Origin of the sequence: Janthinobacterium sp. NFX145 (genome assembly GCF_049810325.1) — a bacterium.
Taxonomy (GTDB): domain Bacteria; phylum Pseudomonadota; class Gammaproteobacteria; order Burkholderiales; family Burkholderiaceae_D; genus Janthinobacterium; species Janthinobacterium rivuli.
The window spans coordinates 2238668-2262859 of sequence record NZ_CP187360.1 but is presented as its reverse complement, the minus strand read 5'-3'; the positions used below and the strand labels follow the sequence as shown (position 1 = coordinate 2262859).

Sequence of the window (24192 nt, the reverse complement as noted above, 5' to 3'; positions counted from 1 at the left end):
TCAGCAGATGATATTGATTCTCATTTAGTGAAACCACCCGAAAGCGCAGGCGGTTATCCCTATCAGCATTCTTTGGAGGGGGGTGTCACGGGGAAGGCAGGAAAAAGCGGCGTCAGGCGCCCACTGGGGTCAGCGGCAGGCTGTAGGGAAAGCGGCGGCCGCGGTCTTCGCGCGCCACCAGCTCCACGCCGATGCCGAAGGTGTCGCGCAGCAGCGCCGCCGAGACCACCTCGGCCGGCGCACCGCTGGCGACGATGCGCCCGGCGCGCATCACCAGCAGCCGGTCCGCATACTGGCTGGCCTGGTTGATGTCATGCAGGACCATGGCGATCGTCATGCCGTGCGCGCGGTTGAGGGTGCGCAGCAGTTCCATGACTTCGATCTGGTGGCCGATGTCGAGATAGGTGGTGGGTTCGTCGAGCAGCAACAGCGGCGCCTGCTGCGCCAGCGCCAGGGCGATCCACGCGCGCTGGCGCTCGCCGCCCGACAGCGTCTGCAGGATGCGTCCGCGCAGCGATTCCAGTCCCGTCACTTCCAGCGCCCAGTCGACGGCAGCATGGTCGCGCGCGCGCAGCGCGCCGAACAGCCCTTGGTGCGGATAGCGTCCGTGCCGCACCAGTTGCAGCACCGACAGCCCATCCGGTCCCGTCGGCGACTGCGGCAGCACCGCCAGCGCGCGCGCCAGCGCCCTGGGCGGCCAGGACGGCAGCGCCCTGCCGTCGAGTTCCACATGGCCCGACTGGGGCGCCTGCAATCCGGCCAGGCCGCGCAGCAGGGTCGACTTGCCGCAGCCGTTGGGACCGATCAGGCAAGTGATCGCGCCCGGCTCCAGCCGCAGCGAAGTGGCCGGCACGACCGTGTGGCGGCCGTAGCCGAGTTGCAGTTGGTGCGCTTCCAGGGTCATTTCAGATTCCAGTCGGCGCGCATCAGCAGCGCCAGAAAAAGGGGGATGCCAAGCAAGGTGGTGACGGCGCCCGCCGGCAATTCCAGCGGCGCGGCGGCGACCCGTCCGAGCAAGTCGGCGGCCACCATCAGGCAGGCGCCGCACAAGGCGGTGGCAGGCACCAGGCGCGGCAGGGAACTGCCGACCAGCTGGCGCGCCAGGTGCGGCACCACCAGTCCGACAAAACCGACCGGTCCCGTGACGGCCACGGCACTGGCAGCCAGCCCCACCGCCAGCAACACCGCCGCCAGACGCCAGAAACGCACGGCCAGGCCCAGCGAGCGGCCCACGTCGTCGGAAAAGCGCAGCATGGCCAGCGGGCGCAGCATGCACAACAGCGCCAGCGTGCCGCACAGCAGCCACGGCAATACCGCGCGCACGTGCTCCATGTCGCGTCCGTACAGGCTGCCGGCCAGCCACAGCATCGTCGTTTCCGTGCGTCCGCCGCCCCAGCCGACGACGATCCACATCGCCGCCGCGTTGAGGATCGCGCCGAGCGCCACGCCATACAGGGCCATGCGCATCGGCTGCACCTGTCCGCGCCAGCTCAGGGCCAGCAGCAGGCCCGCCGTGGCCACGCCGCCGGCAAAGGCGGCAAACGGCAGCATGTCCAGCGACAGCGACAGTCCCAGGCGCTGCGCATCGGCCTTGAAAAAGTCCAGCAGCAGGATGAAGCCGGTGACGAACAGGCTGGCGCCGCCGGAAACGCCGACCACGCCGGGGTCGGCCAGCGGATTGCGGATCACCGTTTGCAGGATCAGGCCCGAGAGCGAGAAATGCACGCCCACCACCAGCGCCAGCAAGGTGCGCGGCAGGCGCACGTTATAAATCAGTTCGCGCGCCAGCGACGCATCGCTTCCCGCTTGCCCCGTCACGCCTTGCCACAACCGGGCCAGGTCCAGCTGCAGAGCGCCGCTGGCCAGCGACAGCGCGCACAGTGCCGCCAGGGCCAGCGCCAGCAGCGCCAGGGCCGGCCACAGGCGGCGCGACGACGCGGGCGCGTTCACCGCTTGCCGATCAAATACACGAACAGCGGACCGCCCAGCGCCACCGTCAGGATGCCGACGGGGATATCCTGCGCCTTCGCCGCCACGTCGGCCAGGGCGACGATGGCCGCGCCGGCCAGCGCACACAAGGGCAGCAGCACGCGATGGTCGGCCGCCAGCGGCCCCGCCGACAGGCGCACGATGTGCGGCACCATCAGGCCGACAAAGGCAATGGGGCCGGCCACGGCCACGCTGGCGGCCGTCAGCATCACGGCCGCCAGCCCCGTCAGCAGGCGCCAGCGCAGCACGGGCACGCCCAGCGCCTGGCAGCTGTCGTCGTCGAGCATGAGCATGTTCAGCTGGCGCGCGAACAGCATGCCCAGCAGCAGTCCGCCCAGCACCCACGGCGCCAGTTGCGCGGCGTGCGCCGCCGTGCGGTCGGCCAGTCCGCCGATCAGCCAGAAATACAGGCCGTTGGCTTCATTCGCCGCCGCCACCAGGAACACCATGATGGCCGACGAACAAAACACCGCCACGCTCATGCCCGCCAGGGTCAGGTGCACGGGATGCAAGCGGCTCTTCCACGCGATGACGACCGTGACGGCCGCCGCCAGCGCGCCGCCCAGGGTGCCGATCAGCACCATGCCCGCCGTCGACAGTTCCAGCAGCAGGTGGGCCGCGACGATGGTCAGCGCCGCGCCGGCGCTCACGCCCATCAGGTCGGGCGAGCCGAGCGGGTTGCGCGTGGCCGCCTGCACGATGGCGCCCGCCATGCCCAGCGCCGCCCCCACCAGCAGGCCGACGGCGATGCGCGGCAAGCGCAGTTCACGCACGATAAAGGCGTTTTCCGAGCCGTCGGCATGCCACAGCGCGGCCAGCAGCTCGGCCGGCGCGATGCGCACGTCGCCCTGGGCCAGCGACAGCAGCGTGGCCAGCGCCATGATGGCCAGCGCGGCGGCGGCGATCCAGGCGGCGCGTCCGTTCAGCATCGCCCCGCCTATTGCTTGAAGCGCAGCGGCCGGGCGCGCGCCGCCTGCGGTATGCCGGCCGGCAGGGGAAAGACGCTCGGATACAGCAGATGCGCCATCTCGTCCAGCACCATCTCGCGCGCGATCGGCCCATGCACCTCGGCGTACTGGTTGCCGACACGGTAGGCATGGCCGTTCCTGACCGCCTTCAGGCGCGCCCACACGGGATGCGCCTGCACTGGCGCGTCGCCGGCCTGGAAAGAAAAGATATAGTCGGGATTGAGCTTGAGCAGTTGCTCCATGCTCATCACCCTGGCGTGCGGATTGACCAGCTGCGGCGTGGGACTGGCGCCCGCCACATTCTTCGCCTTCAGCGCGCGCAGCATGTCGGCCGTCATGTAATGGTCGTAATGCACCCACAGAATGTCGACCCAGTGCCAGATGAAGATGGCCGACACGCCGCCGGGCGCCCGCTTGCCGGCCTCGCTCAGCTTGCGGTCGAAGTCTTCGTTGAGCTTGCGCCCCTGCGCGGCAAAGCCGGCCGCCGCCGAGGCCGACGCCACCGCCGAGCGCGAATTGCCGGTCGTGATCAGGTCGTAGGCGACAAAGCTGCCGATCGCCTCGAATTTCTTCTCGAACATTTCCGTATAGGTGCGGATGCCTATCGTGAGGTCGGGCTTGAGTCCCGTCAGCAGCTCCATGCTGGTTTCGTGGGCGGCGCCCAGGTCGACGGCCCCGGCGGCGCGCGTGCCCAGGTAGGCGGGCTTGCGGTTGCCCATCGACGACATGCCGACCACGTCGCGTCCCAGGGCGCCCATCAGGTCGGCGCCAAACGAGGAAATCGACGCCACCGTCCGCGGCTGCTTCGGGATCACCACCGTCTTGCCGCGGTCGTCGCCAACGCTGACGGGGAATTGGTCGGCCCGCGCCGCGCCGGCGGCCAGCGCGGCGCCCAGCATCGTCATTGCAATCAGTCGTGTTTTCATCGACGTGGCGCCCCTGCATGGTTGAAAGGCCACCATGCTAGGCCGCCCGGCCGTGGCGCACCACCCGGAACGGGAATAAATCACGCCCCGAAAGCGGCGCCGCCGAGTTTCCCGATGCGGGCAGCTGCCAACCCGATACGGGGAGGCAGGCGTGCCGCGATGCCGCACACTGGCGGCATCCTGGGGCCATCGCCTCACAACAGCCGCCATCAAGGCCTATCTTGCCGACATGAACCACGCCGCCACGCCAACGCCACCAGCAACGCCAGGCATGCTCTCCCTGCTGCGAGGGGAGCGGCGGCGCCTGTCGGCGGCCCTGCTGCTGACCGTCGCCGGCGCCGCCTTCGAACTGCTGCCCTACTGGATACTGTATCGCGCCATCGACCTGGTCATGGCCATGGCCACGCCGGTGCCCGGCGCGGAACTGTACCGGCTGGCCGGCGCGATGGCTGGCGCCTTGCTGGGCAAGTACCTGTGCTATTCCAGCGCCTACTACCTGAGCCACCGTGCCGCCTACCAGGTGCTTTCCAGCGTGCGCCAGCAGCTGGTGTGGCGGCTGTCGTGGGCGCCGCTGCTGTGGCTGCAACAACATGGTTCGGGCGAGCTCAAGCAAACCGTGCTGCAGGACGTGGAGCAGCTCGAATCCTTCATTGCCCACCACAGCGTGGAAATCCTGGCGGCGCTGGTCACGCCCGTGTTCGTCGCGCTGGCCCTGTTCTGGACCGACTGGCGCCTGGCGCTGGCCGCGCTGGCCACCGTGCCGCTGGCCGCGCTGGCGTCCGCGCTGCCGCTGCGCAAGCTGGGCGGCCATTTCGCCCGCCACGCCCGCTCCGCCGCCACGCTCAACGCCACGCTGGTGGAATACCTGCGCAACATGCCCGTCATGAAAGCCTTCAACCAGGACGTCGGCAGCTTCCAGCACATGCGCCGGCAGCTGGCCGACTATTACGCGCTGATCCGCACCATCACCCACCGCACCGTGCCGGGCTGGTCGCTGTTTACCGTGCTGCTCAGCGCCAACGCCTTTTTGATCCTGCCGCTGGGCGCCTGGCTGCATGGCCGGGGGCAGATCAGCCTGTCCGGTCTGCTGCTGGCCATGATGCTGGGCGCCGGCATGCTCAAGCCGCTGTTCAAGCTGACCAGCTTTTCGTCGGACTACCAGCTGGTGCAGGCCAGCCTGGCGCGCATCGGCCCCCTGCTGGCCATGGCGGCGCCCGCGCCCAGGCCGGAACTGCCGCTGCAAGCACCGCTGCAGGTCGATTTCAAGTCGGTCAGCTTCAGTTATGCGGGCCGGAAAGTGCTGCACGATGTGGCGCTGCACTTGCCAGCCGGCAGCATGACCGTGCTGACCGGCCCGTCCGGCGCGGGCAAGTCGACCGTGGCCAGGCTGCTCGGCGGCCTGATCGCCTGCGATGGCGGCAGCATCCTCATCAACGGCGTGCCACTGGACGCGCTGCCGGACGCCCAGCGCAGCGGCCTGATCGCCGTGGCGGCGCAAGACCCCTTCCTGTTCCAGGGAAGCGTGCTGGACAACCTGCGCCTGGCCCGTCCCGGCGCCAGCGAAGCCATGGTGCGCCAGGCCGCCGAGGTGGCCCAGGCCAGCGCCTTCATCGAAGCGCTGCCGGACGGCTATCACAGCCAGCTGGGCGAGCGCGCCCTGCGCCTGTCGGGCGGCGAGCGCCAGCGCCTGGCGGTGGCCCGCGCGCTGCTGGCCGACACGCCCATCGTGCTGCTCGACGAAGCCACGGCTTTCGCCGACAACCTCAGCGAGCACCGCTTCTACCAGGCATTGCGCCTGGCCTATCCGCACAAGACCTTGCTCGTCATCGCCCACCGCATGGTCGCCATCGCCTACGCCGAGCAAGTGGTGCTGATGGACGGCGGCCGCGTCTGCGACGCCGGCACGCACGCCGCGCTGCTGCAGCGCAGCGCCCTGTACCAGGGCATGTGGCGGCGCCACCAGGCCTGCGAGAACTGGGTGCTGCGCGGCGCTGGCGACGCAACACAACGACGGAGCATCCATGGATGACATCGACATCGCCGGCGAGGACGCCGCGACGGCACGCGCGCAAGCCGGTCCGCTCGGCATGCTGCGCAGGGTCGTCAAGCTCAGCGGCAAGTCCGCGCGTCCCTTTTACCTGGGGCTGGCGCTGCGCTTCCTCGAGCGCGCGCTCGCGCTGGGGCCCTTCCTGGCGGCCTATGCCTGGTTGCACGGCGCCGCCGGCGGCAGCGGCTTCGCGCCCGGCGACATCGGCGCACTGCTGCTGGTGCTGGCGCTGCTGCTGGGCGGCCAGTTCCTGTGCGCCTACCTGGGCCAGTTGCTGTGCTTTCTCGGTTCGTATGACCTGATCAGCGGCTACCGAGAGCGCGTCATCGACAAGGTGCGCCGGTTGCCCCTGAGCACGTTGCGCCGCCGGCGCGCCGGCCAATTGGCCGAAGTGCTGTCGGAAGACGTCAAGAACGTCGAAAGCATCTTTACCCACGTCACTGCCGACCTGATCACCGCCGTCAGCGTGCCGCTGGCCTTCCTGGCCGCGCTGGCGTGGCTGGACTGGCGCCTGGCCGCCAGCCTGACGCTGATGCTGGCGCCCGCGCTGCTGCTGCTGAACGGCGCGCGGCGCTGGTTCATCCGCAGCGGGCGGCGCAAACAGGCGCAATTTCGCGACACGGCGGGCCTGCTGGTCGAATTCGTCAACGGCATCACCACCTTGCGCCTGTTCAACAGCCCGCAACGCTGGCTCGACAAGCTCAACGGACGCTTCGAGGAGATGCGCCAGAGCAGCATGCGCGTCGAAGCCCTGGGCGCCGGCCCCGTGCAGCTGTACCGCCTGTGCCTGGAAAGCGGCCTGGTGCTGTTGCTGGCCTGCGGCGCCTGGCTGGCGCACGATGGCCTCTTGCCAGCCTGGATCTGGCTGCTGTTCCTGATCCTTGCCTGCAAGCTGCTCGAACCGCTGCTCGACGCGGCCGCCACCCTCACCGTGCTGCGCATGGCCGCGCAAAGCGAGGCGCGCATCCAGGCGCTGCTCGACGAGCCCGAAATGCCCGAGCCGGATCCTGCACGGCCCGGCCCGGCGCCAGCCGGCCATGCCATCGCCTTCGAGCAAGTCAGTTTCGGCTACCCTGCCGACGCGGCGGCGCCCGGCGTGCCATGGGGCTTGCGCGATGTTTCGTTCCGCGTGCCGCAAGGCAGCGTGACGGCCATCGTCGGACCGTCCGGCGCCGGCAAGAGCACGCTGATCCACCTGCTGGCGCGCTTCTTCGATCCGCAGCAAGGCCGCATCACGCTCGGTGGCGTGGATGTGCGCGCGCTGGGTACCGGGCGCCTGTATGAACACATCAGCGTGGTGTTCCAGGACGTGCAGCTGTTTGACAGCAGCATCCTGGAAAACGTGCGCATCGGCCGCCCGCACGCCAGCGATGCGGCCGTCATCGACGCCTGCCGGCAAGCATATTGCGACGATTTCGTGCGGCGCCTGCCCGACGGTTACCACACCACGGTCGGCGAAGGCGGGCAAAAACTGTCCGGCGGCGAACGCCAGCGCGTCTCGATCGCGCGCGCGCTGTTGCGCGACGCGCCCGTGCTGCTGCTCGACGAAGCCACCGCCTCGGTCGACCCCGAAGCTCAGCACGAAATCCAGCAGGCGCTGTCGCGCCTGGCGCGCGGCAAGACCGTGATCATGATCGCCCACCGTCTCAACACCATCCGCCATGCGGACCAGATCCTCGTGTTCGACATGGGCCAGCTGCGCGAATCGGGCCGCCATGACGACTTGCTTGAACGGCGCGGCCTGTACGCCCGGCTGTGGCAGGGGCAAAGCACGATGGCGCCGGACGCTGCGGACTAGGCGCCGCCGCGCGTTTCGAACGAAAATCCCGGCGCGTACGCGTGATAACCGTCGAAATCGCCCTTGCCGATGACGGCTCCCTGGCTGCGGGCGATCGCATACGCCATGCTGAAGTGAAAGTAGAAATTCGGCAGGATATATAAATTCAAATACTCGTCGGCGGGCAGCGCGATGTCGGCAAAGCCGGCGCGGTCGCGGCAGATGCGGTCGCCCGGCCCGTCAAAACGTTCTGCGGGAATGGCCTTGAGATAGCGCATGGTCTGCGCGACCTGTTCCTGCAGGCTGGCGGCGGCTCTGAAATCGGCCACGTCCAGGCCCGCCAGCGGGCAGCAGCCGCGCAGGGAAAAGCTCACGGCCGCGCGCACCTGCTGGGCGAATGGCAGCATGTCCGGGTGCAGACGCGCCGCCAGCAGTTGCGGCGCAGTGCCCGTCTTGTCGAGCATGGCGGAAAGTTGCGCCAGGGAACGGTAAAAGATGGTGACGGGGTGAGTGCTCATCATTTCCTTGTGCAAGATTCAATATGACAAGAGTGTGCCACAGGCACCCGCGTTCCCGACAGCTTAGCGCCGGTGCCGGCTGAAAAATTCCCAGATGACTTCATTCGCATCGATGGCGCGCGTGGTCTTGCCGATGGGCAGGCCGATATTGAAGGCATCGGCGCCCGGCCACGTGTGGCCGCCGTCCTTGACAGTGAGCAAGGCCACCTGCTGCGCGCCATTGCCCTGCGCCATATGCGTCACTTGCGTACCGTCACCTGGCACGGCGGGGATCAGACTCGCCGGTTGCACGGCACCTTCGATACCGTTGTGCTTGCGCCAGTAATCGAAGGTGCCTTGGGCCGAAAGGTAGCTGGCGGCCTTGCCCTCAAACAGCACGACCTTATCGGCCGTGCCCTGTATCAACAGCATGCCGACCTTGTCCGTTTTCTGGTGATGCTGCACCACGGGTTCCGGCATGGGCGCGCCCACCGAGGCGACGGCGGCGAACTGCTGCGGCAGCTCGGCCGCCAGGCGCAGGGCAAAGAAACCGCCGCGCGACAGACCCGTCGCATAGATCCTTTTGTCATCGATGCGGTAATCCTGCTTGAGTTTACTCAATATCGCTTGCGTAAAACCGACGTCATCCGTGCCCGCCAGGTAATCCATGCCGAAACCCACGTTCCAGTCCTGCTTGATGCCTTGCGGATACACAACGATGAACTGGTGCCGCTCGGCCGTCCTGTTCATCTGTGTGTACAGCATTTGTTCCGCCATGCTCATGCCGCCGCCATGGAAATTGAAGACGACGGGAAAGGCTTGCTGCGGCTGGCTTTGGTAAGACGGCGGCGTGTAAACGATGTAGCGGCGCTTGTCTTCCTTGTGCTGCAACGATTGCACCTGGGCCAGCACGGGAGTGGACAGGCAGGATAGGAGCAACAGGCTGATGGCGATTTTCATGGGCTTCCCTTCAAGTAAAAGAGCAGCCAGCATAAGCAGGGGCAGGTGAAATCGCGGTGAAATCCGCTGACTTTATGGCGCCGGAGCAGGAACGATGGCGACACGGTAGCGCGTCGCGCCGGGGTGGAAAACAATCTCCCAGCACATGGCTTGTGCCAGGCGCAGCAGCAGGTTCTGTCCATGCGCGAAGCCGTGGACGCGCCGAGGCTGTCCCGGCTGCACGGTATTGTCGATGCTCAGGCAACCTTGCGCAAACGCAATGCTGATGCGGCAATCGGGACCGCCATGGAACAGGGCATTCGCCAGGCAATTATTGATGAGCAACATGACCAGTTGCGGGTTGCCAACCACCTCCAGCCGCTCGGGCAAGTCCAGGCCCAGCAGGCTGGCATCCCAGCGATGTTCGTCGAGCAGGCGCAGCAGGCATTGCTCGATGCAGCCGCGCAATTCCACCGCTACGCCCGGCAACTGTTCCGCCCGTGCCAGCACGAACAGCACGTCGATGGTGGCGCGCATTTCGTCCGTGGATTGCCGCAGCTGCGCCTGCTGCTTCCCGCCCAGGGGCTGTGCCTGGGCCAGCGCCAGGGTGTTGTGCATCAAGGTCAGCGGCGTGCGCAATTCATGGCTGACGTCGCGGGTGAAAGTCTGTTCGCGCTGCAACACCGCCTGCAGTTCGGCAAAGGTGGTTTCCAGGCGGCGCGCCAGGAAACCGATCTCGTCGGGGCGGTCGCACTCGCTGAAATGCACGGCGCCGCCGGGCGCCAGCTGGCGCGCTTCCTGGGCCAGGCGCTGCAAGGGCAGCACGAGGCGCCGCGCCAGCCAGTACGCCAGCAGCAAGGCCAGGGCGATCAGCGTCAAGGCCACGCCAGCGACGACACCTCCCACTTCCCGCGTCAGGCGCGACACCACCAGCACGGGCGCCACGTCGGCCAGCAGATAGCTGCGCTGCGGCTGGCCAGCGGCTACGAGGTCCAGCGCCAGTACATGATAATGCTGGCCCGTCGTGGTAAACACTTCGCCGCGCGGGGCAGACGGCGGCACTTGCGCACGCACTGCTTGAGGCAAGTCAAGGTAACTGCCATAAACCGTGATGAGGTCGCTGCCAGCCGGCGTAAGCTTGCCGTGCTGCTGCCAGCGCATGCTGACGGCCGCCGCTTCGCGCTCGAGCAGGCGCTGCACCAGCATGTCTTCCGTCACGTAGGCAATCACCAGCGCCAGGCCCGTGTAGCACAGGCACAGCAAGATGGTGAAGCCGGCCAGGGCGGCGAACAAACGCTGCCGGATCGACTTAGCCATCGCTGGCCGCCGCATCGAAGGCAAGGCGGTAGCCCAGCTGCGGTATGGTCACCAGCGCGCCTGCCGCGCCAGCTAGTTCCAATTGCTTGCGCAGCGCGTAGATGTGCGATTTCAGGGCGTCGCTGTCGGGCGGCTGGCTACCCCACAGCTGTTGCAGCAAGGCCGAGCGCGACACGGCGTGCGGATGCTCGCGGCACAGCAGCAGCAATATCTTGAAACCCGTCTGCGTCAGCGGCAGCGGTACGTCGCCGAACAGGGCGCGCCCTGCGCGCGTCTGCAAGGTGAAGGGGCCCACGCGCATTTCCTGGTGCACATGCAGCTGCTGCCGGCGCGCCAGCGCTTCGCAGCGCAAGGCCACTTCGCGCAAGTCGAACGGCTTGGTCAGGTAATCGTCGGCGCCGTCGCGAAATCCGCGCGCCTTGTCTTCATACGCATCGCGCGCCGTCAGCATCAAAATCGGCACATTGCTGGGCGCCCCCGCCTTGATGGCGCGGCACACTTGCAAGCCATCGATGTCGGGCAGGTTCAGGTCCAGCAGCACCACGTCATAGCTGTTGCGCGTGGCCAATTGCACTGCCAGCGCGCCCGTGCCCGCATGGTCCGTCTGCCAGCCCAGGCCGTCGAGGAAGTCGAGCACCTGGCGCGCGATGGCCAGATGGTCTTCCACCAGCAGTATGCTCAAGGAAAGTTTATTCATCACACGCCGGCAATGCGCGCGTACAGCCAGAAATTGCCGGATCTTCCGCGAATTTGCCGGTAGCAGCGCAGATAGCCTTCGCGTTCGAAAGCGCAGCGTTCCAGCACGCGGAGCGAACGTTCATTGCTATCGAGCACGGTCGCCTGGATACGCAGGAAGCCAAGGTGCTGGAAGCCCCACTCCACGACGGACGCGGCGATGGACGCGGCCACGCCCTGCCCCCAGACGGCGGGTGCCAGGTCGTAGGCGATTTCCGCCGTGCGATGCTGCGGGGAAATGGCATTGAAGCCGATCGTGCCCACCAGCTGGCCGCCCTCGCGCAGCACCACGGCCAGGCGGATGGAGGAAGACGCTTCGGCCGATGCGTAATCATCGAAATTGGCCTGCAGATCGTCGACGCAACGCAAGTTCCAGCTCGTGTGTTCCACGACAGCAGGGTCGGCCAGGTAGGCATACCAGGCGGGCGCGTCGCTACGTTCCAGGTGGCGCAAGGTCACCAGGGGATGGTCGGAAACGGGTAAATCAACAACTTTCATTGCTTTGCATCCTCCTCAGGCGAGCGGGCAATCGGCGGCCAGCCAGGATGCGAAATCATCGGCGGCCAGCTCGAAATCGTCGCGCTGCATCGAGCCATGCCCCACCAGGTAGACGGCACGGTCGGCGCCATCGAGCGCCAGCATGACGGCCCGCCCGCCGCTGTCGTCGCCGATGGTCATGTAGCCGGGGCAAAATTGCTGCGTCTCATACGTTTCATTGCGTTCCCGCAAGCTTTCCACGCCATACAGCACTACCTGCTCGCCGCGCATCTCCTCTTGCCAGTCGTCGAGAAAGCGCCGGTAGTGCGCCGGCAAGGCGTAGCCCAGCCAGCGCTCGAGCGCTTCGACCTCCTGCTGGCTCACGCGGCGCCCTTGCGCCGTGCTTCCCACGTACGCCGCAGCAAGCCGTACAGGGCCGAATCGCTGACGTGGCCGCCGACGATCCAGCGTTCAGGCAAAAAACCTTCCCTGTTGAAACCCTGGCGTTCCAGGGCGCTGGCCGAGCCGGCGTTGAGCGGGTCGATATCGGCTTCCAGGCGGTTCAGGTCGCGTTCGATGAACGCGTATTCCAGCAGCGCCGACAAGGCTTCGTGCATATAGCCCTTGCCCCAGTACGGACGGCCCAGCGCGTAGCCGATTTCGGCGCGGCGGTTCTGGCGGTGCTCGGAAAACAGGCTGCAGCTGCCCAGGTATTCGCCCGTCGCCTTCAGCTCGACGGCGAAGCGGAAGAATTCCTCTTTCTCGAAAGCGGCGCTGTCCTCGGCAATCTGGCGCGCGGCGCGGCCGGCATCGGTCCACGGTGGTTCGCTGAAATAGCGCATCACTTCAGGATCGGCATGCACGGCGAACAGGGCCGCCTCATCCGATGGTTGCGGCTTGCGCAGGATCAGGCGTTCAGTGGTGAGGGTTTTCGTGTAGGCCATGCAACTCCAATCCAAGGTTCAAAAGGGGTGATGCTTATTATTCCATGCAACTATAACGATGTGGCAATTTTGTGGCAGTGCTTTTAATGTACTATGGCAATATTTTCGACCATATCATTGATGCAACTTCATGATTCGCCTATGCATGCAGTAAAGGACGCAGCACCTACCGACGCCATCGCGGCGCAGCCCGAGGTCTTGAGCCGGCACAAACGGCCGGTGATCGTCTGGGCCAGCATCGCCTTCTTTTGCATGTGCGCCATGCTGCTAGGCATGACCATCTGGATCGTCTGGTCTTCGCATGCGGTCCGCCTGCGCGAGGCCAGCACGGCGACGGAAAACATGGCGCGCGGCCTGGCGACGCAAGCGTACATGGAACTGGAAATTGCCGATGCGATGCTGGAAGATATTAGCGAGCACATCCGCAACGAAGGCAATAATGACGCGACCGGCGAGCGGTTGCAATCGCATCTGCAGCAGCTATCGAAAAATATCGTGGAAATTGCCGGCGTCTTCATTTTTGACAGCGAGGGAGACTGGCTGGCCAGCTCGTCCGGCGCCGGGCAGGACGGCAACAATGCAGACCGCGATTACTTTACGTATCACCAGACGCATGCGCAGCTGGGCAGCCGCATCAGCGCGCCCGTGCGCAGCAAATCGAGCGGACAATGGGTCTTGCCCGTGTCGCGCCGGGTGGAATCGGCGGACGGCTCCTTTGCCGGCGTGGTGCTGGTCACCCTGGGGCTGGCCTCCTTCGAACGCATCTACGACAGCCTCAACCTTGGCAAGACGGGCACGGCGTTCTTTGCCCTCGACGACGGCACCTTGATCTACCGCCGGCCGTTCCAGCCCAATGTCATCGGCATGGATATTTCGTCGGGCGCACTCTTGCGCGCCTACCGCGAAAAAGGGCCGGTGGGCACGGCCATGATGACGGCAAAGGTGGACGAAATCGAGCGGCTGTACAGCTATCGCCACCTGGAACGCTTTCCCGTCATCGTGGCGGCAGGCTTGTCGAAGGAAGACATCTTCGCCGAGTGGCAGCGCTTGAGCATGCAAATCGTGCTGGCGTCGCTGGCGGCAGGCGCGGCGCTGGTCTACCTGTTCCGCAAGCTGATGCGGCAGATTGCCGTACGCGACCGTATTGAAGCGAGCCTGCGCGTGGCCACGACGGAGCTGCGGCACGCCAACGCCGACCTGGCCGCGCGGGCGGCGCAGGACGGCTTGACGGGGCTGGCCAACCGCCGCTGTTTCGACGAGACCCTGGCGCATGAACTCAAGCGCGCCCAGCGCAGCGGGCACGCGGTATCGCTGATCATGCTCGACGTGGATTTCTTCAAGAAATTCAACGATCAATATGGCCACGTGGCGGGCGACGCGTGCCTGCAGGCGGTTTCCGGCGCCGTGGCGCGCTGCGTCGGCCGGGCCGAAGACCTGGCGGCCCGCTACGGCGGCGAAGAGTTCGCCGTCATCATGCCTGGCACCGGCGCGGCGGGCGCGCTGGAAGTCGCGCAAGCCATCCGGGCAGCCGTGGAAGCGCTGCAAATCCCCCACGCGGCCAGCGCGAACGGTGTCGTGACCGTCAGCCTGGGCGTGGCCACGCTGCAGCCCGGCCAAGACCGCCCCACGGACAGCAGCGAGCTGATACGCGAAGCCGATGCCTTGCTGTACCAGTCGAAAAACACGGGCCGCAACCGCGTCAGCAGCGGCGAAACCGTAGCATGAGGCCAATCTTGTCCAGGAAAAAAATCACCCTCACCATGCCGGTCGCCATCATCGCACTGGCCGTCTGGCTGGGCTTGAGCATGGGCGGCCGCTGGCTGGAAGCGGCCGGCTACGCCTTGCCGGGCGCCGCCGTCACCGGCCGTATCGGCCTGTCGTGGGCGCTGGCAGCCCTGTTCGCGCTGGCGCTGCTGCTGGCGTCAAGCCGGCCGCGCGCAGCGGGCCTGTGCGCGCCGCAGCCATGGAAAACAGTGTGGCTCGTCTCGCCGCCCCTGCTGTATGCGCTGCTGATGCTGTTGCTGGCCTGGGCCGGCGGCTGGCCGCAGCCGCGCGTGCTGCTGATCGTCGCTTGCAATGCGGCGCTGGTGGCCATCTCGGAAGAACTGATGTTCCGCGCCATCTTGCTGCAGGGCATGCTGGACCGCTACGCCGTCTGGCCCGCCGTCCTGATGTCCTCGGCGCTGTTCGGCCTGGCCCATACGGCCAACGGCCTGGCCACGGGCGACGTCAGCGGCGCCTTGTGGCAAGCCGTGGCCGCCACCCTGCAAGGCGTCGGCTATGCGGCCATCCGCCTGCGCACCCGCTCCATCTGGCCGATGGTGCTCGTGCATGGACTGTGGGATTACGCGCTGGTGACGGCCACCTTGCCCAACCCGGCCGAAGACGGCGCGTCGATCTTGCCGTACATCGCCCTGCTGGCCGTGCTGCCCTTGTGCCTGTACGGCGTCTACTTGCTGCGGCCGAGCCAGCGGGCGGCCTTGTTGCAAGCATAAGGAATCTGCATGGCGTTTTTTTCACGTGACTACGAGGTCTTCCTGCTGCTGGCCGCGCCCGGTGCGGCGCCGCTGTGGGAGGCGGCGCAGTGGGCGCCGTTTGCCGCCAGCCTCGATGGCCTCATGGCGCAAGCCAGCGCGCGGGGCAAGGCCGGCGTACGCAGCCATCAATACAATCCCAAGGGCAAGCCGATTGCCTTTGGCCGCCTGGGCTGGGACGGCAAATCGCACGCCAGGTGGACGCACACGCCGGACACGACGGAAGCGCGCTTCATGAGCCTGGAAGCCTGGGCACCCTCGTGGACGACCTGCGAAAAAGACGACCAGGCGCCCGATCTTTTCCTCGCCCTGGCCAATGAATCGCTGCTGGGCCGGGCGGGCAAGACATTGCAGTTCAGCCAGCGCCTGGTGTGCGCCATCGCCACGAACATGGGACCGGATGCGGCCGCCGCCCTGCGCCTATCCCTGGCGCAACTGGCTGCGCAGCAAGGCGCCGTCGTCTTCGCCCGCACGCAACGCCAGTGGGGCCGCGCCGCGTATGGCGGTTTCACGGGCGCCATCCAGGATATGCTGATCGGCGGCCTGTTCCAGCCCGGCGACCCGCATGCGCGGCCGCTCGATGCGGCCACGTTCCGCGAGCCGTGGGAAAGGCTGGCGCCAGCCTCCGCTTAAAACGTCCCCGGCAGCAAGATCTTTTTATCCACCTGCTGCAAGTCGCGCAAGCCGCAAAAGGCCATCGTCAGGTCGAGTTCGTTGCGGATGATGTCCAGGCATTTGGTCACGCCCGGCCCGCCCATGGCGCCCAGGCCGTATAAAAACGGGCGGCCGATGTACACGCCTTTCGCGCCCAGCGCCACGGCCTTGATCACGTCCTGGCCCGAGCGGATGCCGCCGTCCATGTGCACTTCGATCTGGCTGCCGACGGCGTCGACGATGGCCGGCAAGGCTTCGATCGACGATTGCGCGCCGTCGAGCTGGCGCCCGCCGTGGTTCGAGACGATCAGCGCGTCGGCGCCGCTTGCCACGGCCAGGCGCGCGTCTTCCGGGTCCATGATGCCCTTGATGATGAGTTTTCCGCCCCAGCGCTGCTTGATCCATTCCACGTCGGCCCACGACAGGCTCAGGTCGAACTGCTGCTGCGTCCAGGCCGACAAGGACGACATGTCGGAGACGGACGTGGCGTGCCCGACGATGTTGCCAAAACCGCGGCGTTTCGTGCCCAGCATGCCCGCCACCCAGCGCGGCTTGGTGGCCATGTTGAGGATATTCGGAATCGTCAATTTCGGCGGCGCCGACAGGCCGTTGCGCAAGTCCTTGTGGCGCTGGCCCAGCACCTGCAAGTCCAGGGTCAACACCAGTGCGCCGCACTTGGCCGCCTTGGCGCGGTCGATCAGGCGGTTGATGAATTCGCGGTCTTTCATCACGTACAGCTGGAACCAGAACGGTTTCGTCGTGTTTGCCGCCACGTCCTCGATCGAGCAAATGCTCATGGTCGACAGAGTGAACGGCACGCCGAAGCGCTCGGCCGCCTGGGCCGCGAGGATTTCACCATCCGCATGCTGCATGCCCGTCAAGCCCGTCGGCGACAGGGCCACCGGCATCGATACGTGCTGCCCCACCATGGTCGAAGCCAGGCTGCGGTTTTCCAGGTTGACGGCCACGCGCTGGCGGAATTTGATCTTCGCGAAATCGCTGTTGTTGGCGCGGTACGTCGATTCCGTCCAGGAGCCAGAATCGGCGTAGTCGTAAAACATGCGCGGCACCCGTTTCTGGGCCAGCACGCGCAAGTCTTCGATGCAGGTGATGATACTCATGCGTTTCCTCGGTCGATGGCAAGTCGAACCATGATCGTGCATTTGCCTGCAATTGTCTATCCGACAGGCAATGCCGCCACACTTACCAGTCGCGCGCGCCGAGGATCTTCTCGCCCAGCGCCGTCAACTGCGCCTGCGGATAGCGCAGCTTTTCCTTTTCCTCGGGGTCGCCGGGAAACGCATAGCCTTGCGGCGCGCTGCGCTCGCGCCAGCTTTGCACCCGCCAGTCGCGCAGGGATTGATTATCTTCCTGGGCGGGCGTAAAGGAAATGTATTGCGCCAGGCGCACCTGGTCCGTCGACGTGTTCGGGCGGATGCCATGCGCCAGCAAGCTATTAAAGATCAACAACTCCCCTTTCTTCATGGCGATGAATTCCATCGGGTACGGCACCGTCGCCAGGTCCGGCTGCCACGGGTTGCGGTCCAGCGGCACGGTCTTGCGCCACGCCAGCAAGTTGTTGAACAGTTGCGGATAACATTGGAAACCGCCGCTCTCGGGCGAGGTGTCGGACAGGGCCAGCACGCCTTGCACGTTGACGGGCAGCGGGTCGAGCGTCGTATCGGCATCCCAGTGGATGAAGCCGCCAAACTTGCGCTTGCCATTGTTCGGCGTGTTCAGGTTGGCGCGGTCGATGGTTACCCACAAATCCTGGCGGTCCCAGATGTCGACAAAGGCGTCATACACGCGCTGGGTCTGGCGGTTATCCCACAGGGTCTGGTTGTGGTAGGCCTCGACCATGCCGGAACCGTTGAGCTCTTTCATGGAGTGGTCGCGCAACTGGTCCTGGTTCCAGGTGGCGGGGTCATGCTGGTCGAGTCCTTGAAATTCCCACAAGAAATCGGTTGTGCGGCGCACCTGTTGCGGCGACACGGCATCCTTGACGATGACGTAACCGTAGGTTTGCCAGTGCAAAAAGTCGCTGTCGGACAGCACGCGCAGGGGCAGCTGTTTCCGGATGTCGCGCAACTGGGTCTGTTCCGTGTAGGCCACGGACGGGTTGCCGGGACGGTCTTCGCCGTATTGGTATCGGTCTTCTTGCATCGCTGTCTCCTGTGTTGGTGTGAGACAGATTGTGCTGCGACATTGCCGCGTAAAATGCGTGCGCAGCAACCAATACTGATACTATCCTGACTATCCACCACCTCAAAACGTCACAATGACGCCTTTATTCGAACAAGTCACGATCCCGACGGGCCACTCCTGGGGCTTGCTGTGGCGCGAACTCGAGGCCATTCCCTTCCTCTGGCACTACCACCCGCAGTTCGAGCTGACCCTGACGGTCAATGCGCGGGGGCAACGCTACATCGGCGACCACCTGGGCGACTTCGAACCGGGCGACCTGGTGCTGCTGGGGCCGAATTTGCCGCACACGTGGTCGGCCAGCGAACGCATCGACAGCACCCAGCCGATGCTGGCCGTCGTCGTGTGGTTTTCGCTGGAATGGGTGGAGCAGCTGGCCGCCTGCTTTCCGGAATTGCACAGCTTGCGGCAACTGGCGCGCCGCGCCGGCCCCGCCCTGCATTTTTCGCCGGCAACGAGCGCCCGCAGCGCGGCCAGGTTGCTGCAACTCAATGAACTGCCCGTGCCGCAGCGCCTGCCGCTGCTGCTCGACGTGCTGCTGGACCTGGCCGGCGATGGCAGTGCGCAGCCGCTGGCGTCGGAAGCGCTGGCGCCGGTGCATGCCGATGGGCAGCAACAGCGCATGGCTATCGTGCTGGACTACATGCACGCGCATTTCCGGGAAGAGATCGCCCTGGAAACCCTGGCGCGGCGGGCGGCCCTGTCGCTGGGCGCGTTTCATCGCTGTTTCAAGCGCCACGCGCATTGCACGCCGGGCGAATACCTGGCGCGGCTGCGCATCGGCCGCGCCTGCCAACAGCTAATCGAAAGCAATCTGGCCATCGCCGTCATCGCGCAAGAGGCGGGCTACCGCAACCTCGCGCATTTCAACCGCCAGTTCCGCGCCGCCAGGCACGTCACGCCGCGCGCGTTTCGCCTGCAATACCGGCGCGGCGCCACAGGCACAGCGTAAATCCATTCGGAAACGAAAAAGGGGATCAGATTTTACAATCTGACCCCCAATATTCTGGTGCGGCTGGCAGGAATTGAACCCACGACCCCTTGGTTCGTAGCCAAGTACTCTATCCAGCTGAGCTACAGCCGCCTAAGACAAGATTATAGCAGGGCTTTGCAGAATGGCAAAGGGCGCCGCCGCGATATTTCACAATTGATATAACAACTGAGATACCACCACCCAGGCGCCGCGACAGCGCGCGCGACCTGCACCGACTGGCTGGCATACGGAAAATATTTTTTAAGCATCTAAATATAACACTGTTATTTAATAGTATTATATTTAAGATAATTAAACAGATTCCAACCGTCCCATCCATCCATGCAGAGGAAATAATGCGCCCCACCTTTACCTTCTCCACATTCGCAACGGCATGCGCCTTCGCCGCAATCTTTGCGACGCCAGCCGTGCAGGCCCAGACCATGATGAGCATCAGCGCCTTGCAAGGCGATGCGGCGCCGCCGCCCGTGGTGTTCATCTCGGATACGGGCCGCGAAGGCCTGTTTTACCTGTCCGGCACCGGTTCCGCCACCGATGCCGACGGCGCCACGGCTATTCTCAGCGGCAACAAACTGTACAAGCGCGCCTACAGTGGCGCCTTGCACGCGAAATGGTTCGGCCTGTCGGAAGCATCGAACAACAATACCCCGGCCGTCACCGCCGCCATCGGCAAGCTGAAATCCGGCCAGGAACTGGTGATCGATGCCGGCGAGTACAAATTCCAGGGCGCGCTGCGCCTGCCTGCGAACAAGCGCATCCGCCTGACGTCGCTGGGCACCCTGTTTTTCGGGCCAGGCGACGGCCTCATCGTTGAAAACACGCACGATGTGTACCTGGAAAAAGTCGTCGGCCTGAGCTGGACCAGCGCCACGCCCGATTACAGCAGCTACAGCGGCTCTGGCGTCACCCTGCTCAATGCCAGCAATACCAATCTGAATGCACGCTGGATCGAGGGATTCAGAAATGGCATCAAGGTTACGGGCGATGGCAACGCCAAGGGGTCCCAGTACAACAAGGTGCAATTCAATTATCTGTACCAGAACGCGGTGGGCATCTACCTGACGACGGAAAGCACGGGCAGCAAGAACTGGGTCAATGAAAACACGTTCACAGGTGGCCGCATCGCTGGCGAAACGGGCTTGCGGGCAGAGAAAGGCCCGAACCAGACGGATTACTTCAACGGCAACAAGTTCTACAACATCGGCTTCGAAAGCCTGCTCAACGGCATCGATGTCGACCATTTCAGCCACAACACGATCATCGCGCCCCGTTTCGAACAGGTGCAATATGGCATCAACCTGAAAGCAAATACCTACAGCAATACCATCATCAGCAGCAGCATTTACGAAGGCAGCTTCGTCGGTGGCGGCGTGCCGGGCAATGCGGGCAAGTACACGACGGTGCTGGGAACCTTGCTGACGACGGGCGGCATGATGTCGGGGGCGCTCAGCATTTCGAATTACGAAGGGAAATTCCTGTCGCTTAACAGGGACCCCAGCCACAGCGCGAATAGCGCGACACTGGGTAAAATCCTGAGCCTGTCCAACCTGGTCAATGTCGTGCCATAAGCGCGACGCGGGCGGAAATGCAAAAAACCCGGAAAGCGAACTTTCCGGGTTTTTCTTTACTGCTGATACTGGTGCGGCTGGCAGGAATTGAACCCACGACCCCTTGGTTCGTAGCCAAGTACTCTATCCAGCTGAGCTACAGCCGCAAACTCTGACACACTTCGCCGGACGGCGCGAAGCTTGAAACTTTCATCAAGATGAAGCGAACTCCATCTTGGCAATACTGGTGCGGCTGGCAGGAATTGAACCCACGACCCCTTGGTTCGTAGCCAAGTACTCTATCCAGCTGAGCTACAGCCGCAAAACTTCTACAACATTCCATCAACAACATGGAGGTGAAACTTGGTACAACAAAACCAGGCAAAGTCTGATTTCAGTATTCTGGTGCGGCTGGCAGGAATTGAACCCACGACCCCTTGGTTCGTAGCCAAGTACTCTATCCAGCTGAGCTACAGCCGCGCAGGCAAACATTATAGCGTATTCATTTCGCTTTGAAAAGTTCGATTTTTCAATCGCTTAGCTGATTTTGCTGCAATACCGCCCCGCATGATCGACTACCTTTTCACTGCCAAAAAGCTCACGCCTTTTTATCGATGGACACTTCCGCTTTCACAGGAGCCTCCAGCGAATCGAGAAGTTGCTGTCTCGAAAGAAGCGGGATTATAGGGACTGCTTTCCAGCCTGTCCAGTGCTATCTGCAAGCGGCGCGCAAGCGTGCGGAGGCGCCGCGCCGCTTGGGGCTACAATACCAGCCAGACAGGGGCGCTTGTGCCTCCCCAATTCATGACGGCGGGCATTGACCAACATGACCCATTTAACTGAGCTGAGCGGCGGCGGCCCGGCGAGGCAAGAGCCCGTGCGGCAGACTCACTGTTGCAGGATTTCCGATGGCCAAGCCTGACCGCACGCAAGATCTGCTGCCTCCATCAGCGCCGCTGAGCCTCTCCGACGAGCGCCTGGCCAACTTGCTGGAAGGCATCACCGACGGCTTCTGCCTGCTCGACCGCGACTGGACCATCCGTTATATCAATACGCGCGGCGCCGACATGCTTGTACCACAGCGTCCCCCTGGCGCCAGCCTGGCAGGCAACAATTTGTGGCAAGCCTGTCCCGCCTTGCAGGGCACCGAGCTGGAAACGCAGTACCGGCGCGCCATGGCGCAGCAGCACAGTTGCAGTTTTGAACTGCTGTATCCGCCGCTGGGGCGCTGGCTGGAAGTGCGCATCTTCCCTTCCAGCGACGGCTTGACCACGTACATCCAGGACATCAGCCAGCGCAAGGCGACCGAAGAAAGCTTGCGCCACAGCGAGGAAGACTTGCGCGCACTGGCCAATTCCATCCCCCAACTGGCCTGGATCGCCAGCTTCGACGGCACCATTGCCTGGTACAACCAGCGCTGGCACGACTACACGGGCACCAGCGCCGAACAGATGGCGGGCGACGGCTGGAGCATCGCCTATGACGCGCAGCATTTGCCGCCCATGCTGCACGCATGGAAGGCCGCCTTGCGCGACGGCACGCCCTTTGAAATGGAATTTCCCATCCGCGGCGCCAACGGCCAGTACCGCTGGTTCCTGACGCGCGCCAATCCCGTGCGCGACCGCGGTGGCCAGTTGCTGCGCTGGTTTGGCACGAGCACCGACGTCGACCAGGTCAAGCGCGCGCAGGAAGCCTTGCGCGATGAAACGCGCGTGCTCGAGTTGCTCAACAACACGGGCGCGGCCCTGGCCGGCACCCTGGACTTGCCGGCCCTGCTGCAGGAAACCGTCGATGCCGCCACGCGCATCAGCGGCGCGCGCTTCGGCGCCTTCTATTATGACGATGCGGGCGAGCTCCACGACGGTGCCGCCCCCCTGCCGTCGGCGCGCGCCGTCAACGGCATCAGCCTGTACCAGGCCGAGGCCATCGCCACGGAACTGCGCCAGGGCCCTCCCATGCGCCAGAACGACTTGCTGGCCGCGCCCGACGCCAGCGCCGACGGCGCACCGCCGCTGCGCAGTTGCCTGAGCCTGCCCATCAGCTCGCGCTCGGGCCTGATGCTGGGACGCTTGCTGCTGGGCCATCCGCAGGCGGGCATGTTCAGCGCGCGCAGCGAACGCATCGTCTCGGCCATCGCGGCCCAGGCCGCCGTCGCGCTCGACAATACGCGCCTGTACGCGGCCGCCACGCGCGCCGCCGAAGAGCGCAAGGTGCTGCTCGACAGTGAACGCGAGGCGCGCGCCGAGGCCGAGCGCACGAACCAGTTGAAAGACGATTTTCTCGCCACCCTGTCGCATGAACTGCGCACGCCGCTGTCGGCCATCCTCGGCTGGGCTCAGGTGCTGCGGCGCGGCACGCGCGACCAGGCCGACCTGCACCGCGGCCTGCAAAGCATCGAGCGCAACGCGCGCGCACAGGCGCAGCTGATCGAAGACTTGCTCGACATGAGCCGCATCACCTCCGACAAGGTATTGCTCGACCTGCAAACCCTCGCGCCCGCCAGCATCATCGCCTCGGCCATCGAAACCCTGCGCCCGGCGGCCGACGCCAAGCACATCGCCATCCACAGCAGCATCGCCAGCGACGCGGGCAACATCACGGGCGACCCCAGCCGTATTCAGCAAGTGATCTGGAACCTGCTGTCGAATGCCCTGAAGTTCACGCCGCAAGGAGGCCGGGTCGATATCGGCCTGCGCCGCGAAGCATCGCGCCTGGCCATCACGGTGGCCGACAACGGCGTCGGCATCAAGAAAGACTTCCTGCCCCACGTATTCGACCGCTTCCGCCAGGCCGACGCCTCGACCACGCGCCGGCACGGCGGCCTGGGGCTGGGACTGGCGATCGTCAAGCACCTGGTGGAGCAGCATGGCGGCACGGTCGCCGTCAGCAGCGCCGGCGACATGCAGGGCGCCAGCTTTACCGTGCGCCTGCCGCTGGGGACGCCTGCCGCTGCCGCGCGCCAGGCGGGCAACGCCCCGTCCGCCAGCCATGACTTGCGCGGCGTCACGGTGCTGCTGGTCGATGACGAAGCCGATGCGCGTGAACTGACGGAACGCATCCTGCGCGACAACAACGCCGATGTACACGGCGCCGGCAGCGTGGCGCAAGCGCTGCAACTGCTGGAGCAGGTGCACCCCGATGTACTGATCAGCGATATCGGCATGCCCGACGCCGACGGTTTCGACTTGCTGGCGCAAGTGCGCGCACACGCTTCCCCCGATGTGGCGCGGCTGCCCGCGCTGGCGCTGACGGCGTTCGCGCAACCGCAGGATCGCCAGCGGGCGCTGGCCAGCGGCTTCCAGGCCTGGGTCTCGAAACCGCTCGACCCGGCCGAGCTGGTGACGGCCGTGGCGCAACTGGCCGCTGCGCACGCTGCCACGGAGCGCAAAACACCGCCCTAAAAAGATGATGCAAAGAAATACATAGTGCAGTACAAAATGACTATTTTCATGGGTTAGCCTTCCTACTTTCAGACGCGGCACTGTCCTACAAGCAACTATGCTGAAGTTTGCTACACTGAAATGCAGAAGCACACCTGCACGGCAGGCTGGAGACGGCGACCTTGGCCGGCGAGGACGACAGAAGCGAGCTCATGCGCTGTTGTGCGCCCTATCTTGTTGCAAGGCGCTACTATCATCCGACCGC

Annotated in this window: 21 protein-coding genes and 4 tRNA genes; 8 read left to right on the top strand and 17 right to left on the bottom strand. The window is 65.1% G+C overall.

Going from position 1 to position 24192, the window contains the following annotated elements:
- Window positions 1–112 precede the first annotated feature (112 nt).
- The 4 genes from ACPJXG_RS10155 to ACPJXG_RS10140 are packed head-to-tail and all read right to left on the bottom strand — an operon-like array spanning window position 113 to window position 3883.
- Window positions 113–904 carry an ABC transporter ATP-binding protein gene (locus tag ACPJXG_RS10155; protein WP_425254141.1) on the bottom strand — a complete coding sequence of 264 codons (792 nt, stop codon included), beginning with the start codon at window positions 902–904 and terminating at the stop codon, window positions 113–115.
- Window positions 901–1950 carry a FecCD family ABC transporter permease gene (locus ACPJXG_RS10150; protein ID WP_425254140.1) on the bottom strand — a complete coding sequence of 350 codons (1050 nt, stop codon included), beginning with the start codon at window positions 1948–1950 and terminating at the stop codon, window positions 901–903. The genes ACPJXG_RS10155 and ACPJXG_RS10150 overlap by 4 nt, the downstream gene beginning before the upstream one ends.
- Entirely contained in the window at window positions 1947–2918 is a 972-nt protein-coding gene (locus ACPJXG_RS10145) for a FecCD family ABC transporter permease (RefSeq protein ID WP_402718729.1), read from the bottom strand. Before ACPJXG_RS10145 ends, ACPJXG_RS10150 begins: the two co-directional genes overlap by 4 nt.
- An 8-nt stretch (window positions 2919–2926) precedes the next feature.
- Window positions 2927–3883 carry an ABC transporter substrate-binding protein gene (locus tag ACPJXG_RS10140; RefSeq protein WP_402718730.1) on the bottom strand — a complete coding sequence of 319 codons (957 nt, stop codon included), beginning with the start codon at window positions 3881–3883 and terminating at the stop codon, window positions 2927–2929.
- Between the two features lie 151 nt (window positions 3884–4034).
- Between ACPJXG_RS10140 and ACPJXG_RS10135 the strand changes: the two genes are divergently transcribed.
- Complete coding sequence (locus ACPJXG_RS10135; protein WP_425254139.1) at window positions 4035–5912, top strand: ABC transporter ATP-binding protein; 1878 nt, start codon at window positions 4035–4037, stop codon at window positions 5910–5912.
- Window positions 5905–7728, top strand: a complete 1824-nt coding sequence (locus ACPJXG_RS10130) for an ABC transporter ATP-binding protein (RefSeq protein ID WP_425254138.1) — start codon at window positions 5905–5907, stop codon at window positions 7726–7728. Before ACPJXG_RS10135 ends, ACPJXG_RS10130 begins: the two co-directional genes overlap by 8 nt.
- On the opposite strand, the gene ACPJXG_RS10125 is transcribed toward ACPJXG_RS10130, so the two are convergent.
- From ACPJXG_RS10125 to ACPJXG_RS10095, 7 genes are all read right to left on the bottom strand, one after another.
- Entirely contained in the window at window positions 7725–8228 is a 504-nt protein-coding gene (locus ACPJXG_RS10125; RefSeq protein ID WP_425254137.1) for a DUF1993 family protein, read from the bottom strand. The two genes, ACPJXG_RS10130 and ACPJXG_RS10125, sit on opposite strands and share 4 nt — an antisense overlap.
- 60 nt (window positions 8229–8288) lie before the next feature.
- Window positions 8289–9164, bottom strand: a complete 876-nt coding sequence (locus ACPJXG_RS10120) for an alpha/beta hydrolase family esterase (RefSeq protein WP_425254136.1) — start codon at window positions 9162–9164, stop codon at window positions 8289–8291.
- Between the two features lie 72 nt (window positions 9165–9236).
- Window positions 9237–10460: a sensor histidine kinase gene (locus ACPJXG_RS10115; protein ID WP_425254135.1), complete on the bottom strand. Its 1224-nt coding sequence runs from the start codon at window positions 10458–10460 to the stop codon at window positions 9237–9239.
- On the bottom strand, window positions 10453–11157 hold the full coding sequence (locus ACPJXG_RS10110; protein WP_425254134.1) for a response regulator transcription factor: 705 nt from the start codon (window positions 11155–11157) through the stop codon (window positions 10453–10455). The genes ACPJXG_RS10115 and ACPJXG_RS10110 overlap by 8 nt, the downstream gene beginning before the upstream one ends.
- A complete protein-coding gene (locus ACPJXG_RS10105) occupies window positions 11157–11693 on the bottom strand; it encodes a GNAT family N-acetyltransferase (protein ID WP_425254133.1) in 537 nt (178 codons plus the stop codon). Before ACPJXG_RS10105 ends, ACPJXG_RS10110 begins: the two co-directional genes overlap by 1 nt.
- Before the next feature lie 15 nt (window positions 11694–11708).
- Window positions 11709–12056: an SMI1/KNR4 family protein gene (locus ACPJXG_RS10100; protein ID WP_402718738.1), complete on the bottom strand. Its 348-nt coding sequence runs from the start codon at window positions 12054–12056 to the stop codon at window positions 11709–11711.
- Window positions 12053–12616: a GNAT family N-acetyltransferase gene (locus ACPJXG_RS10095; protein WP_425254132.1), complete on the bottom strand. Its 564-nt coding sequence runs from the start codon at window positions 12614–12616 to the stop codon at window positions 12053–12055. The genes ACPJXG_RS10100 and ACPJXG_RS10095 overlap by 4 nt, the downstream gene beginning before the upstream one ends.
- A 141-nt stretch (window positions 12617–12757) precedes the next feature.
- Here ACPJXG_RS10095 and ACPJXG_RS10090 point away from each other — a divergent pair, with 141 nt between their 5' ends.
- From ACPJXG_RS10090 to ACPJXG_RS10080, 3 genes are read left to right on the top strand one after another with little or no spacing between them, the layout of a single operon-like run.
- Entirely contained in the window at window positions 12758–14341 is a 1584-nt protein-coding gene (locus ACPJXG_RS10090) for a diguanylate cyclase (RefSeq protein WP_425254131.1), read from the top strand.
- An 8-nt stretch (window positions 14342–14349) separates the two neighbouring features.
- Window positions 14350–15111, top strand: a complete 762-nt coding sequence (locus ACPJXG_RS10085; RefSeq protein WP_425254130.1) for a lysostaphin resistance A-like protein — start codon at window positions 14350–14352, stop codon at window positions 15109–15111.
- Window positions 15112–15120: 9 nt separating this feature from the next.
- Window positions 15121–15783, top strand: a complete 663-nt coding sequence (locus ACPJXG_RS10080; protein WP_425254129.1) for a hypothetical protein — start codon at window positions 15121–15123, stop codon at window positions 15781–15783.
- On the opposite strand, the gene ACPJXG_RS10075 is transcribed toward ACPJXG_RS10080, so the two are convergent.
- Both ACPJXG_RS10075 and ACPJXG_RS10070 read right to left on the bottom strand, forming a co-directional pair.
- Window positions 15780–16925, bottom strand: a complete 1146-nt coding sequence (locus ACPJXG_RS10075) for an alpha-hydroxy acid oxidase (RefSeq protein WP_035820051.1) — start codon at window positions 16923–16925, stop codon at window positions 15780–15782. The genes ACPJXG_RS10080 and ACPJXG_RS10075 overlap by 4 nt on opposite strands.
- Before the next feature lie 82 nt (window positions 16926–17007).
- On the bottom strand, window positions 17008–17967 hold the full coding sequence (locus ACPJXG_RS10070; protein WP_425254128.1) for a phytanoyl-CoA dioxygenase family protein: 960 nt from the start codon (window positions 17965–17967) through the stop codon (window positions 17008–17010).
- A 115-nt stretch (window positions 17968–18082) separates the two neighbouring features.
- On the opposite strand from ACPJXG_RS10070, the gene ACPJXG_RS10065 reads away from it, so the two are divergent.
- Window positions 18083–18958 carry a helix-turn-helix domain-containing protein gene (locus ACPJXG_RS10065; protein WP_219306909.1) on the top strand — a complete coding sequence of 292 codons (876 nt, stop codon included), beginning with the start codon at window positions 18083–18085 and terminating at the stop codon, window positions 18956–18958.
- 55 nt (window positions 18959–19013) lie between these two features.
- Here ACPJXG_RS10065 and ACPJXG_RS10060 read toward each other — a convergent pair.
- Window positions 19014–19090: transfer RNA gene (locus ACPJXG_RS10060), tRNA-Arg, on the bottom strand.
- Between the two features lie 332 nt (window positions 19091–19422).
- Between ACPJXG_RS10060 and ACPJXG_RS10055 the strand changes: the two genes are divergently transcribed.
- Window positions 19423–20568 (top strand): NosD domain-containing protein, encoded by a 1146-nt coding sequence (locus ACPJXG_RS10055; RefSeq protein WP_425254127.1) that lies wholly within the window; start codon window positions 19423–19425, stop codon window positions 20566–20568.
- Window positions 20569–20637: 69 nt separating this feature from the next.
- Here ACPJXG_RS10055 and ACPJXG_RS10050 read toward each other — a convergent pair.
- The 3 genes from ACPJXG_RS10050 to ACPJXG_RS10040 all read right to left on the bottom strand — a co-directional run bounded on the left by ACPJXG_RS10050 (window position 20638) and on the right by ACPJXG_RS10040 (window position 21027).
- Window positions 20638–20714, bottom strand: a tRNA-Arg gene (locus ACPJXG_RS10050).
- Window positions 20715–20792: 78 nt separating this feature from the next.
- Window positions 20793–20869: transfer RNA gene (locus ACPJXG_RS10045), tRNA-Arg, on the bottom strand.
- Between the two features lie 81 nt (window positions 20870–20950).
- Window positions 20951–21027: transfer RNA gene (locus ACPJXG_RS10040), tRNA-Arg, on the bottom strand.
- A 428-nt stretch (window positions 21028–21455) separates the two neighbouring features.
- On the opposite strand from ACPJXG_RS10040, the gene ACPJXG_RS10035 reads away from it, so the two are divergent.
- Window positions 21456–23948, top strand: coding sequence for a hybrid sensor histidine kinase/response regulator (locus ACPJXG_RS10035; RefSeq protein ID WP_425254126.1), 2493 nt, complete (start codon window positions 21456–21458; stop codon window positions 23946–23948).
- The last annotated feature ends 244 nt before the right edge of the window (window positions 23949–24192 follow it).